Origin of the sequence: Amycolatopsis sp. lyj-23, assembly GCF_046549135.1 — a bacterium.
Taxonomy (GTDB): Bacteria; Actinomycetota; Actinomycetes; order Mycobacteriales; family Pseudonocardiaceae; genus Amycolatopsis.
This window is the reverse complement of the sequence record NZ_JAJPWN010000001.1, coordinates 644,032-656,764: the sequence shown is the minus strand read 5'-3', so window position 1 is coordinate 656,764 and position 12,733 is coordinate 644,032. Positions and strand designations below refer to the sequence as shown.

At 70.8% G+C, this 12,733-nt stretch carries 9 protein-coding genes and 1 pseudogene; 4 read left to right on the top strand and 6 right to left on the bottom strand.

Translation table 11 applies throughout. From position 1 onward, the window contains the following. Positions 1 to 116: 116 nt before the first annotated feature. The 6 genes and pseudogenes from ACLJPY_RS02600 to ACLJPY_RS02575 all read right to left on the bottom strand — a co-directional run. Positions 117 to 533, bottom strand: a pseudogene (locus tag ACLJPY_RS02600) (IMP dehydrogenase); the annotation flags it as partial. Between the two features lie 451 nt (positions 534 to 984). Next, positions 985 to 1,533, bottom strand: coding sequence for an SRPBCC family protein (locus ACLJPY_RS02595; protein ID WP_410586345.1), 549 nt, complete (start codon positions 1,531 to 1,533; stop codon positions 985 to 987). 30 nt (positions 1,534 to 1,563) lie between these two features. Continuing rightward, the gene (locus ACLJPY_RS02590) at positions 1,564 to 2,916 is read right to left on the bottom strand and encodes a carotenoid oxygenase family protein (RefSeq protein WP_410586344.1); all 1,353 of its coding nucleotides are present in this window, start codon (positions 2,914 to 2,916) and stop codon (positions 1,564 to 1,566) included. A 35-nt stretch (positions 2,917 to 2,951) separates the two neighbouring features. Next, on the bottom strand, positions 2,952 to 3,389 hold the full coding sequence (locus ACLJPY_RS02585; protein ID WP_410586343.1) for an SRPBCC family protein: 438 nt from the start codon (positions 3,387 to 3,389) through the stop codon (positions 2,952 to 2,954). Then, positions 3,386 to 4,807 carry a DHA2 family efflux MFS transporter permease subunit gene (locus ACLJPY_RS02580; protein WP_410586342.1) on the bottom strand — a complete coding sequence of 474 codons (1,422 nt, stop codon included), beginning with the start codon at positions 4,805 to 4,807 and terminating at the stop codon, positions 3,386 to 3,388. Before ACLJPY_RS02580 ends, ACLJPY_RS02585 begins: the two co-directional genes overlap by 4 nt. A 103-nt stretch (positions 4,808 to 4,910) precedes the next feature. Next, positions 4,911 to 5,477, bottom strand: a complete 567-nt coding sequence (locus ACLJPY_RS02575; protein WP_410586341.1) for a TetR/AcrR family transcriptional regulator — start codon at positions 5,475 to 5,477, stop codon at positions 4,911 to 4,913. Between the two features lie 329 nt (positions 5,478 to 5,806). On the opposite strand from ACLJPY_RS02575, the gene ACLJPY_RS02570 reads away from it, so the two are divergent. The 4 genes from ACLJPY_RS02570 (at position 5,807) to ACLJPY_RS02555 (ending at position 12,649) form a co-directional block, all read left to right on the top strand. Beyond that, positions 5,807 to 6,166, top strand: coding sequence for a group I truncated hemoglobin (locus ACLJPY_RS02570; RefSeq protein WP_410586340.1), 360 nt, complete (start codon positions 5,807 to 5,809; stop codon positions 6,164 to 6,166). 400 nt (positions 6,167 to 6,566) lie between these two features. After that, complete coding sequence (locus ACLJPY_RS02565; RefSeq protein WP_410586339.1) at positions 6,567 to 7,901, top strand: tetratricopeptide repeat protein; 1,335 nt, start codon at positions 6,567 to 6,569, stop codon at positions 7,899 to 7,901. 417 nt (positions 7,902 to 8,318) lie between these two features. Then, positions 8,319 to 12,365 carry a SpoIIE family protein phosphatase gene (locus tag ACLJPY_RS02560; protein ID WP_410586444.1) on the top strand — a complete coding sequence of 1,349 codons (4,047 nt, stop codon included), beginning with the start codon at positions 8,319 to 8,321 and terminating at the stop codon, positions 12,363 to 12,365. After that, positions 12,362 to 12,649, top strand: a complete 288-nt coding sequence (locus ACLJPY_RS02555; protein WP_410586338.1) for an STAS domain-containing protein — start codon at positions 12,362 to 12,364, stop codon at positions 12,647 to 12,649. Before ACLJPY_RS02560 ends, ACLJPY_RS02555 begins: the two co-directional genes overlap by 4 nt. Positions 12,650 to 12,733 lie beyond the last annotated feature (84 nt).

Genomic DNA, 12,733 nt, shown 5'->3' with positions numbered 1-12,733 from the left:
ATTTCCTCCAGTCGCTCGCCTTCGGGACATCCGAGAGCGGGTCACTCAAGCAGATCTGCTCATTGCCTGTACGCCTCGCGCCGGTGAGTGACTGGAATCCCGGCGTCGGGCGTGGATCAGCGACGGCCCGGGGTGTTGTAGTTCGGTGCGTTCGTGGTGATGGTGATGTCGTGCGGGTGGCTTTCCCGCAGGCCTGCCGCGGTGATTCGTACCAGCTGGGCCTGTTGCAGTTCCTTGATGGTGCGGGCACCGACGAATCCCATCCCGGCTCGGAGGCCGCCGTTGAGCTGGTACACGGCGTCGGCCACCGGGCCGCGGAACGACGTCCGGCCCTCGATGCCCTGGGGAACGAGATTCTCCTCCGCCAGGACGTCACCCTGGAAGTAGCGGTCCTTCGAGAACGACTTCCTGCCGTTGCGGGACTGCATGGCGCCGAGTGAGCCCATGCCCCGGTAGGTCTTGTACTGCTCGCCGTCGATGTACACGAGTTCTCCCGGTGCCTCGGCGGTGCCGGCGAGGAGGCTGCCGAGCATCGACGGCCGGCTCTTTTCCACCGCGCGGTCATAGCGGCTTCGGCCGAGCCGGTCCTTCCTGTCAAGCTGGTCGGCATCGCGGCTCCGCTGGTGCTCGTGCTGCTGCGGCTGGTGCAGGGCATCGCCATCGGCGGCGAGTGGAGCGGCTCGGTCCTGCTCGCCATGGTGTCGCGCGGTGGTGCGCGTTCGAACGGACCAGCCCCGCGTGCGCGGGGACGCCCCGCTGCCAAGAGCTTCAGTGAGTTCCCTGTGAACACGTGGACGTGGGAGATTTCCGCACCAAGGCGGGTCACTCGAGCTGCAGATCAGTGCGAAGGCGTCGATGTGCTTCGTTTTCACGAGACCAGGTACTTCGGGGTCGGCTTCTCCGGAGCCTCGCGGACTGCGGGCGGCGGTGCGATTTCACCGGCATAGCCGCGGGCCTTACGCCGGGCGCTGAGCGGGGCGCACCCTAGCCGGTCGCTTTGGCCTCGGCTTCGTGCTTGAGGTTGGCTACCCAGTTGCGGAGGGAGTTGTCGAGGGCGGCCTGCAGATCGGCCTGGTCGGCGACGACGGGCGCGCCGGTCCAGGACTCCTCGGTGTGGACCAGGACGCCGTCGCGGGCCGGGGTGAAGGTCCACACGTGGACGGCGGTGATGCCCTGGGCCGGGCCGCCCCACACCAGGCGCTTGCCGTGCTTGGCCTGCTTGACGGTGGAGGTGATGTCGAGTCCCTCGGTGGACCAGCGGAACGCCGAGCCCGGGCGAAGGCGGCCGGGGGTGTCCTTGACGACCGTTTCGACGTCGGGCTGCCAGGCGGGCCAGTTCTCGACCTCGGTCTGGATCTTCCAGATGGTGGGCAGGGGAGCGTGGATGAGGACGTTCTCGCGGGTGATGACCGGCGCGGTCTCGTCGATCCCCACGTCGCCGCGGGGGGCGGGGCGAGCGTCGGCGGTGCCCGCGGCGGCGAGCAGGAGCACGATGGTGGTGGCGGCGAACTTCGCCGCGGTGAGCGTGCGCATGGCAGTGGGCCTTTCCGGAGGTATGGGGGGTCAGCGGGTGGCGGTGTCGGGGATCCACGAGCCGTGGATGCCGCCGGTGACCCGGCGCGGGAGGTGGACGGTGGCGATCCGGTCGAGCCCGGCGGCGTCCAGGACGAGGAGCTGGGAGGCGTCCTGCTTGAGGTCGGACACGACGGTGAGCAGGTAGCCGTCGTCCTCGCGGGTCGCACCGGCGGCGGGAACGAAGACGGCCTCACTGGGCAGGCGGGCGTCCCCGGCTCGGTGGATCTGCCGGGTGCCGGTGGTGCGGTCGTACTTCACAACGCCGTAGCCGCCGTACCCGTGCTGGTCGGGAAAGGAAATTGCGTACTGGTAACGGTTTTCCACGCCGAGGAAGTCCTCGTTGAGGGTGGGGAACTCGACGGCGAGGTCGTCGACGACCTGCTCGTCGACGCGGCCGGCCACCAGGTCCACCACCCAGCGGCGGTTGTACGAGCGGGTGTTCGGCTCGGAGCCGCGGCCGGGGGCGCCGACCCACCAGTTCCAGGAGAGCTGGAAGCCTTCGCGGTCCACGGTCGTACCCTCCAGCACGATGCGGCCCTGGGCGTCTTCGTAGGCGTTGCCCGCGTGGAGCATGTTGCCCGGCTCGATGGCGAACCAGCGGATCTTCTCGGCCCCTTGCGGCCCGCGCGGCATGACGCCGATCCGGGCGGGTTGCGCGTCGTTCCAGCTGTAGGGGATGCCGGAGTGCTCGGCCGGGTCGAAGGTCACCGTGCCCTCGACGAAGACGACGTGGTTGCGGGTGACGGCGAAGTCGTGCTTGAGGGAGGCGGTGGCCCCCGGCACCTCGAAGCTTTCGGTGATGTGGCCCTGGTCGTCGGCGACGTAGTACATCAGGTACGGCGGGAACGGGGACGATCCGAAGAAGTGCAGCGCCCCGGTGACCGGGTCGGTCTTGGGGTGCGCGGTCATCGCGCTGCGCAACTTGCCGTCGAAGTCGTACGCGCCGACCGTGTCCAGGTCGCGGGTGATCTCGAAGGGGAAGTTGGCCTCGCACAGGGCCAGCAGGCGTCCGGCGTGCTCGATGACGTGCGTGCCCGCCGTGCTGGCGGTCAGGTCCGGGCCCTGCTCGGTCAGGTAGGGAGCACCGTCCAAGGCGGGGGTGTGCACCCAGCGGTTGCGGTACCACTCGGCCCGGCCCTCGCGCAGCCGGATCCCGTGGACCATGCCGCTGCCCTTGAACCAGTGGGTGGGGGTGACGCCGGGCTTGGGGTTGTGGCTGTTGCGGATCAGCCGGCCGGTCAGCTCGGGCGGCAGGGCGCCCTCGACGGCCAGTTCGGTGGCGGTGATCTCGTCGACGGCCGGGGTGTAGTGGCCGATCAGGTACGGCTTCTCGGTGGTCATGGCGGAACCTCGTTTCCTGGTGTGGTGGGGGTGGTTCAGGCTTGTTCGGCGCGCGCCTTCAGGGCGGCGAGCCAGGCGGTCAGGGAGTCGGTGAGCGCCTGGCCGAGTTCGGCGGTGGCGGCCTCGACGGGAGCGCCGCTCCAGGACTCCTCGGTGTGGACGACGACCTGGTCGCCGGTCTGGGTGAAGGTCCACACGTGGACGCCGTCGATGCCGTTGGCGGGACCGCCCCAGACCACGCGCTCGCCGGGGACGACCTCCTGGATCGTGGAGGCGATGTCCAGCCCGTGGGTCTTCCAGCGGAAGGAGCTGCCGGGACGCAGCGGCCCGTCGAGCTGGGCCTGGTCGACGTCGGTGTTCCAGGTGGCCCAGGCGTCGATGTCGGTGTGCAGGGCCCAGACCCGCTCCAGCGGGGCGTCGACCACTGTGGACAGGCGGACGATGACGGGAGCGGTCTGGTCGATGGTGATCACGACGGGTCGCCTTTCGGTTGCGGGGAACTGGTGACGAGCGGGTTCGCGCCGGTCGTGGCGCGGCGGGTGAAGAGCAGGGCGAGGACGGCCGCGGCCGAGATCCCGAACGCGACGCGGTAGCCGGCCGTGAGCGCTTCCAGGCGTGGCTGGGCCGTGTGGGCGGTCGTGGTGCCGGCCAGGGTGGCCAGCACCGCCAGCCCGATCGCGCCGCCGACCTGCCGGGTGGTGTTGACCAGGCCACCGGCCAGCCCGGCGTCCGGCCGGGGGACGCCCTCGACGGACAAGCCGGTCAGCTCGACGAAGGCGACGCTCAGCCCCAGGCCGATCAGGATGCCGGGGCCGAGGACGTCGGCGAGGTAGCTGCCGTGGGCGCTGATGCCGGACAGCCACAGCAGTCCGGCCGCCTCCGTCAGCAGCGCGCCGGTGACGGTCGCGGCGGAACCGATCCGCCGCGAGATCCGCGGCGCCAGCGTGGAACCGAGCATGTTGGCGAAGGCCAAGGGCAGTTGTCCCAGGCCGGTGACCAGCGGGCTCGAGCCGAGGACTTCCTGCTGGTAAAGGGGAAGGAAGAAGAACAGGGCGATCCACACCGAGCCCAGCAACGCCATCAGCGTGTTGCCCGCGGTGACCCGGCCGGTGCGGAACAGGCGGGGCGGCAGCAGCGGGTTCGGGTGCCGGCGCTCGATCAGGACGAACGCGGTCAGCAGCGCTGCCGTGGCGGCGAAGGCCGACAGGACCGCAGGGTCCGTCCAGCCCGAGCGGCGAGCCGACGTCAGGCCCCACACCAGTGCGGTGAGCGCCAGGGTCACGGTGGCGGTGCCGAACACGTCGAACCGTCCGCTGTCGACGGCCGGTTCCGCGGGCACGCCGGCCACCACCCCCACCAGGACCGCGAACGCGCCGATCGCGACCACGTGGAAGATCCACGACCAACCCCAGGCCTGAGTCAGGACACCGCCGAGGAGGACGCCGGCCGCGCCGCCGGCGCCCGACACCGCACCCCACACGGCCAGCGCCCGGCCGCGGCCGGGGCCGGGCGGGAACAGCCCCATCACGAGGGCCAGCGCGGCGGGCGCGATCACCGCGGCACCGAGTCCCTGCACCGCCCGGGCCGCGATCAGCATGACCGGCGAGGCGGCCAGACCGGCGGCGAGTGACGAGATCCCGAACACGGCAAGTCCCGCCAGCAGTACCCGGCGGCGGCCCAGCAGGTCGGCGACCCGGCCGCCCGCCAGCAGCAGGGCCCCGAAGGCAAGCCCGTAGGCGTTGACCACCCAGGTGGTGGCGGTGTCCGACAGGCCCACACCGGCACGGATCTGCGGCAGGGCCACGTTCACGATCGACGTCGCCAGCATGACGACGAACTGCGCCCCGGCCAGGGCGGCGAGCGCGGCCCCTCGACTGGCGGTGGATTTCATGACACACCTTGAGTGGTTAGTCACTCACTCTTGCGGGCCGAAAATGGCGGGGCTGTGCGCCCCGCCCGGTGCGTCCGATCCCGCCGCGCGTCCGCGGCGGACCTCAGTAGTGCCTGATGCCTGCCGTCAGCGTCCGAGTCCAAGGCGCGTCCACCTCTTCGGCTCCCATGGAGACGATGAGATGGCACAACATGCCGCGGGCGAAGAAGTCCTGGACCTGCGCCTCCGTGCCGCCGGAAGCGCCGCGCACGTACTCCACCAGCCGGGCGTAGCCCTGGCGGACCGCGTCGCGCACGGCCGGCTCGGACACCGCCGCGGCCTGGGCGTGGAGCTGGATCAGCATCAGGTCGTTGTCGGTGATCAATCGCGCGTACGCCTCACCCATGGCGCCCAGGACCACTTCCGGCGAGCTGCCTTTCGCGTCGGCCGCGGCTCGCTCGAGGCTGACCCGCACCTGCACGAAGCAGTACTCGACGACCGCCGTGAACAGTTTTTCCTTGCTGGGGAACAAGCGGAAGACGTAAGCCTGCGAGATGCCGGCTGCCTTCGCCACCTCGCTGGTGGTGGTGCCCCAGTACCCCCGTGCGGCGAAGGCGCCGATCGCGGTGCGCAGTACCGTCTCGCGTCGTTCCTCGGCGGTGGAAAGCTGCCGTGGCCGCTCGTTCGTCATGTGAGTACTCAATCACTCATACTGTCGCCTTGTCAAGTCGCCGAGACCGGACCACGTGGTCCGGCAACCGTGGACCGTTGTCGGCGACCGACCGCTCTCGCTGTGCCCCATCCTGGGGCATGGGCGACAGATCGATTTGTGCCGGTCGCATATCGCCGAACACCCCGACCGACCGCCCACCGAGCGGGCGCCGGTGACATCGCACAACGGCCATGGGCTTCCCGAGCGGTGAGAACCATCTAACCGCCGGGTGATGGTGACCTCACGCGCCGGAAACCTTCCCGCGGTTCCCTGGCCACCACGGTGACCAGCACCATCGGGAGGCGACCTTGACCAGCATCTACGAGCAGATCGGCGGTCACGAAGCTCTGACGGCCGTCGTCGACGACTTCTACGAGCGCGTTCTCGCGGACGCGGAACTGGCGGTGTTCTTCAGGGGGACGAACATGTCCCGGCTGAAGGGCATGCAGGTCGAGTTCTTCACCGCGGCGCTCGGCGGCCCGGACGAGTACCGCGGGCGGTCCATGAAGGACGTCCACCGCGGGCGGGGCATCGCTCAGCACCACTTCGACCTCGTCGCGAAGTACCTGGCTGATTCCCTGCTCGCGGCGGGGGTGCCCGAGGAGACCACGCAAGACATCATCGGCGCCATCGCGCCGTTGTCGCCGGACATCGTCTCCCCGGCCTGATGGGGGCAGGCGCCCGCCGGGACGCACCACCGGCGGACGCCTGAGGCGCTGGCCCCCGCGATCGCCCGATCAGCTCCACCAGCGCACGACGCCGGGTCGACGGTGACCGGTGTTGCGCAGGATGCCTCCGAGAGGCCGCCGCCGGCACATCGCCCGGTCTCAACACCACACCGCCCGGGCTGCGGTCCTACTCGGCGAACGTGATCTCCTCACCCGTCCGATGGCCCACGGCCGCCACCCACTGCTGATCTGCGCGAGCCGGGCGGACGCGGGTTCACCGGGTTCCAGGACGACCTTGCCGGCCGCGCGCGGGGCACGCTCAGCTTCCGGGCATCCTGGCGGCGACCCGTGCCGGAAGCCCGGGCCGTGTGCGACGCTTGCGGGGAGTGGGGGAGGGATCGTGGGCGAGTTGCGACCGCAGCGGCAGCGGCTCGTGTTCGCGGTGCTGGTCGTGCTGCTGGGCGTCGCCGCCGGGCTCGCCGCGGCGCAGAAGTGGCCGGGCGCGGCGTGGCCGGTGATCAGTGTGGCCGCGGCATTGGCCGTCGTCGTGACCGGTGTGGGGCCGATCTGGCAGCGCCGGCACGAGCAGCGGACGGCCGGAGCCGGTGTCATCCGGCGAAGCGTGCAGAACGGCGCCCGCACTTTCGCCGGGACGAGCCTCGATGATCTGCGCGTCCACACCGCCGTCGTCGACGTGGCCTACTTGCCCCGCGCCGCCAAAGAGCGCGAGGTGCAGGAGCACCTTCGTGCGCGTCGGCCGGTGGTCATCGTGGGGCCTCCGGGGTGGGACGTGCTGCGGCTGTTCGAGGTGGTGACCCTGGACCGCCGGCGCGACGGACCGGCCGAGGAGGATGTGCGCCGGGCCATCCCCGACGCGGCGGTTCGCGAACGGATCGCGCGCATCGGCATCGGAGAGTACGTCGGCGCTGCTCAACACGTGCGCAACCAGCTCAGCGCGGGGGCGCATGCCAACCCGCTCGGTCACGCTCTGGTCGTGGGCGCGGGGGACTGGGCTCGTGCCGGTCTCGCCCAGCCGGTCCCCGGCGAGCTGCTGCCGCAGCTCGCCGCACCGCACCTGAGCAGCAGGCAGCAGGGCGAGCTGGCCGACGAAGCGAAGTACTCCGCCGCACTCGACTGGGCGACCCGGGAGATCAACCCGGCTGTGTCGCTCCTGGAACCCGTCGGCGGTGCATACCGCGTGTACGACTTCGCCCTCGACCAGCTCGCGACCGGCAACGAGCCCATTCCGGCCACGACCTGGCAGCTCGCCATCGACTCGGCCGATGACGACGGAGGGCTGTACTCCCTCGGTTTCCAGGCCATGGTCAACCACGCTCTGCCGTCTCCGGCGCGACAGGCGTTCACCAGGGCGGCCGAGCTGGGAAACGCCATGGCCATGAGCAGCCTCGGTGTGCTGCTGCTGCAGGACGGCCGGCTGGACGAGGCCGAGCGCTGGCTTCGCCAGGCCGTCGATGCCGGCGGTACCGACGCGATGTCCAACCTCGGTCTGCTGCGGCAGCAGCGAGGTGACCCGGCCGAAGCCGAGCGCTGGTTCCGGCGAGGCGCCGAAGCCGGCCACCCGACCGCCATGTCCAACTTGGGCGTCCTGCTGGCGCGGCGCCACGGCGCACTGGACGAGGCCGAACGATGGTTTCGCCAGGCCGCTGACGCCGGCCACGCCGACGCGGACGCCAACCTGGTCGCACTGTCCGAACTGAGGAGCCGAGACACGTGATGAGAGCGAGGCCCGGGCGCGGGCTGCCGAGCCTCGCGGTCGGCGACGAAATGGTCTTTGTCGCGCTACCTGTAATGGTCGCTGCTCATGCCGGTCTCTCCGAGATGCTGCGAGACGGCTGCGCGCAACGAAGGGTGCGTCGAGAGCGATTCGTGTTTCAGTGCTCGGCAGCCGGGTAAGGGCATCGTAGATCCGGATCTCCCGTACGGGCTCCTTCGGATCCAGACCCTGGCGGGCCTGAACCCAGGGCCGTCGGGGTCGTCTGCGCGGGGCATTCTGACGGCTCGCCGGCTCCGAACACCTCACCGTGCGAGGTGCTGAGACGTGCGGATCACGGCAGAATGCTGACGCCGGGCAGCCGACGATGAGAGGGCCTGAGTGCGTCTTGAAGCTGCTGGAGGCAGTCCGTTGACCGGGGTGTTCGCTGCCGACGACGAGGTCGGGCGCGACCTGGCCCGGGTCGATTGGGTGTCGTCTCCGCTGGGGTCGCCGGCCGGCTGGCCGCAGAGCCTGCGGACCGCGGTGAGCATCCTGCTGTCGTCGCGGTTCTCGATGTGGATGGCCTGGGGCCCGGAGCTGACGTTCTTCTGCAACGCCGCCTACCGCCGGGACACCCTGGGCCGCAAGTACCCGTGGGCGCTCGGGCGGCCGGCGAGTGAGGTGTGGGCCGAGATCTGGGACGACATCGGTCCCCGGATCCAGACGGTGCTCGCCACGGGCGAGGCGACGTGGGACGAGGCACTGCTGCTGTTCCTGGAGCGCTCGGGTTACCCGGAGGAGACCTATCACACTTTCTCCTACAGCCCGCTGCGCGACGACACCGGCCAGGTGGTCGGGATGCTCTGTGTCGTCGCCGAAGAGACCGAGCGGGTCATCGGCGAGCGCCGGATGGCGATGCTGCGGGATCTCGGTTCGGACCCGAGCGTGGTGCAAACCGAACAGCAGGTGCTCGCCTTCGCCGGCCGGCAGCTCGGTCAGGACCTGCGCGACCTCCCGTTCACCTTGACCTACCTCTTCGACGGTCCGGACGCGGTGCTCGCCGGGGCGACCGGCGTGGAGGCCGCGCCTGCGGCGACCGCGTGGCCGGTCGACCGCGTCGCCGGGGGAGAGGCGGTGCTGGTCGAGCTGGACGACGTTGTCCTCCCGGATCTGCCGTCCGGCTCGTGGCCGGAACCGCCCACCCGAGCTTTGGTCGTGCCGCTGCGGCAGCCGGGCAGCGCACCGTACGGGTTCCTGGTGGCGGCGCTGAACCGGTACCGCGAACTCGATGACGGCTACCGCGGGTTCATCGACCTCGTCGCCGGGCACGTCGCCGCCGGGATCGCCAGTGCCCGCAGCTATCAGGCCCAGCAGCGCCGTGCCGAAGAACTGGCGGAGCTGGACCGGGCGAAAACAACGTTCTTCTCCAACATCAGTCACGAGTTCCGCACGCCCCTGACGCTGATCCTCGGGCCGGTCCAGGATCTGCGGAGCCGCTGGGCCGAGGGCGACGAGCGGGACCGCGAAGAGCTGGAAGTCGTCCACCGCAACAGCCTCCGGCTGAGCAAGCTGGTCAACACCCTGCTCGACTTTTCCCGTATCGAAGCCGGCCGCATGCAGGCGAGGTACGAACCGGCTGACCTCGCGGCAGTCACCGCGGAGCTCGCCAGCGTGTTCCGGTCGGCGGTCGAGAAGGCCGGGCTGACGTTCACAGTGGACTGCCCGCCGGTGGACGAGCCGGTGTACCTGGACCGCGGCATGTGGGAACGGGTGATCTTCAACCTGCTCAGCAACGCGCTCAAATTCACCTTCGACGGCGGCATCACCGTCACCGTCAGCCGCGACGAGGACCGCGCGGTCGTCACCGTCGCTGACACCGGCGTCGGCGTGCCGGCCGCGGAGGTGCCGCGCCTGTTCGAGCGGTTCCACCGCATCGAAAACACCCGGGCCCGATCCGACGAAGGCAGCGGCATCGGACTGGCGCTGGTGCGGGAACTGGTCGAGCTGCACGGCGGCACCATCACCGCCGGCAGCACCGAAGGCGCGGGCACCACGTTCGTCATCCGGCTGCCGTTCGGAGCCGCCCACCTGCCCGCCGAGGCCCTGGCACCGGCCGGGACGCGCGCCGCCGGCTTCGCCATCGCCGAGCAGTACGTCCAGGAAGCCCTGCGCTGGCTACCGGAGGAAACGCGGCCCGAGGACACCACGCGCCCGGCGCAGACGAGTGCCCGTGTTCTGGTCGCTGATGACAACGCCGACATGCGGGAATACCTGACGCGCCTGCTGGCCGACGCCGAGTACCTGGTCACCACCGCCGTCGACGGGAGGCAGGCACTCGAGTCGGCCCGCGTCGATCCGCCGGATCTGGTGATCAGCGACGTGATGATGCCGGGCTTGGACGGGCTCGCCGTGGTGGCCGAGTTGCGCGCGGACGCCCGCACCGCCGCGGTGCCCGTGTTGCTGCTCTCCGCGCGCGCCGGACAGGAGGCTTCGATCGACGGTTTGCGAGCCGGGGCCGACGACTACCTGGTCAAGCCGTTCGCCGCGGCCGAGCTGCTGGCCCGGGTCCGGGCCAACGTCGAGCTCGCGCGGCTGCGCAACCACCACGCCCGGTGGCGCACCGCGCTGGTCGACTCGCTGCAGGAGGCGTTCTTCGTCTGCGACGAGAACGGTTCGGTCATCGAAATCAATGCGACCTTCACCGACGTCCTCGGGTACGGCCCGGAAGGCCTGCCCTACCCGCCTCGGCACCCCTGGTGGCCGGATCCGGACACCGATCCCATCGCCCACCAAGAGGCCTCCGAAGCGTATGCCGCCCTGCTCGGCGACTCCCGCGGCAGTCTCACCGTTCCGGTCATCCACCGCGACGGGCACCGGGTGTGGGTCTCGGCCAGCTTCACCCAGGTCGACGACCCGGAGACCGGCCGCCGGGTCACGGTCGGGACCTTCCGCGACGTCACCGCCGAGCACTACACCGTGCAGCGCCAGGCCGCGCTGGCCGCGCTCAGCCAGCAGCTCGCCCAAGCCGACACCGTGGCCGAGGCGGTCACGGCATCGGTCGAGGAGCTGTGCCGCATGTGGAACGCACGCCGCGCGCTTGCAGTGACGTTCCCCGAAGGTGCGGAGCCGCAGCTGGTGTGCTCCGGTGAGCCGGCCGTCTGGGACGAACTCGCGCCGGGGGTGCGGGAGACGATCGATGCGTTGCGGGCAGGTGACCCGCTCACTCCCGTCACCGGCGACCCCGAGGCCGTCGGCATCGCGCTGCAGCACCCCGAAGGCGTGCTGGTCCTGTGGCTGGAGCTGGCTGAGCGACGGCGGGTCACCTCCGAAGACGAGACGTTGCTGACGGTGCTCGCCGGGCGGCTCGGCCAGGGCCTCTCGCGCGTCCACCAGCACGACCAGCAGCGGGAGACCGCGCTGGCGCTGCAGCACGCCATCCTGGGCCCGCAGCAGCTGCCCGGCGGGTTCGCCGTGCGGTACCAGCCGGCCACCCGGCCCCTGCAGGTCGGCGGTGACTGGTACGACCTGGTGAACCTCGACGGCGGGCGGATCGCGCTGGTCGTCGGTGACTGCGTGGGGCACGGGCTGGCGGCGGCCACGGTCATGGGACAGCTACGCAGCGCCTGCCGCGCCATGCTCCTCGAACACCCGACCCCGGCCGCCGCATTGGCCGCGCTGGACCGGTTCGCCGCCAGGCTGCCGGGCGCCACTTGCACCACGGCCTTCTGCGCCGTACTCACTCCCGAAACCGGCGAGCTGACGTACTCCAGCGCAGGCCACCCACCCCCGCTCCTGGTCCACGCCGACCGCACGACCCAGCTGCTGGAGGACGGCCACTCCATCCCGCTGGGCGTGCGCGCCGAGCACACCCGGCCCGAGTCCCGGGTCGTCATCCCGCCCCGCGGCACCCTGCTGCTCTACACCGACGGCCTCGTGGAACGCCGACGGCACCCGCTCGACGAGGGCATCGGCCGGGTCGCCGAGCTGGTCGAGAACAGCACCACCGCGACGCCGGACGACCTCGCCGACAAGCTGATGACGGAGCTGGCACCCGCGGCCGGCTACGAAGACGACGTCGCGGTGCTCCTGTACCGGCAGCCCGGCCCGCTGGCGATCGGGTTCCCGGCCGACGCCGGGCAGCTGGCTCCCACCCGCCAGGCCCTGCGCGGCTGGCTCGAGCGATGCGGGCTGGACGCCGAACAAATCCAGAACCTCCTGGTCGCCACGGGCGAGGCCGTGGCGAACGCCATCGAACACGGCCACCGGGACACGCCCGGAGGTGCGATCCGGCTGGACGCGACCGCCTTCGTCGACCAGTTGCACGTGACCATCACCGACACCGGTACCTGGAAGCCCGCACAGCCTTCCGCGAACTCCCGGCGCGGCCGCGGCATGACCTTGATGCGGGAACTGGTGAGCGAGGTCAGCGTCCACCCCACCGCCGGCGGCACCACCGTCCACTTGCACGCGAGGATCACCGCATGACACCGCTCGCTCTGCAAACGTCCCGTCGCGCCGACGGGAACCGCGTTTTGATCGCGACCGGAGAGATCGATCTCAGCAACATCGCCGACTTCAGCCGCGCCCTCGACGACGGCACAGCCGGCAGTCACCTCATCGTCGACCTCCAAGCAGTGGGCTATCTCGACAGCGGCGCCATCAACGCGCTGTTCGCCCACGCCGACCGGATCAGCCTGCTCATCAACCCGGTGCTCAGACCCGTGCTGACCGTCAGCGGCCTGACCTCGTTGGTCCACGTCGAGCGATGACCCGGTCGACCTCGTCCGGAAGCGGTACCCCGGACCGGTCCGCGCGGGCTCCTGTACAGGCACGGCTGTCGCCTGCGAGGGTGC

Excerpts from the sequence above, each read along its gene's own strand:
- ACLJPY_RS02595 (WP_410586345.1), bottom strand. The coding sequence starts at position 1,533 with ATGCGCACGCTCACCGCGGCGAAGTTCGCCGCCACCACCATCGTGCTC.
- ACLJPY_RS02590 (WP_410586344.1), bottom strand. The coding sequence starts at position 2,916 with ATGACCACCGAGAAGCCGTACCTGATCGGCCACTACACCCCGGCCGTC.
- ACLJPY_RS02580 (WP_410586342.1), bottom strand. The coding sequence starts at position 4,807 with ATGAAATCCACCGCCAGTCGAGGGGCCGCGCTCGCCGCCCTGGCCGGG.
- ACLJPY_RS02575 (WP_410586341.1), bottom strand. The coding sequence starts at position 5,477 with ATGACGAACGAGCGGCCACGGCAGCTTTCCACCGCCGAGGAACGACGC.
- ACLJPY_RS02555 (WP_410586338.1), top strand. The coding sequence starts at position 12,362 with ATGACACCGCTCGCTCTGCAAACGTCCCGTCGCGCCGACGGGAACCGC.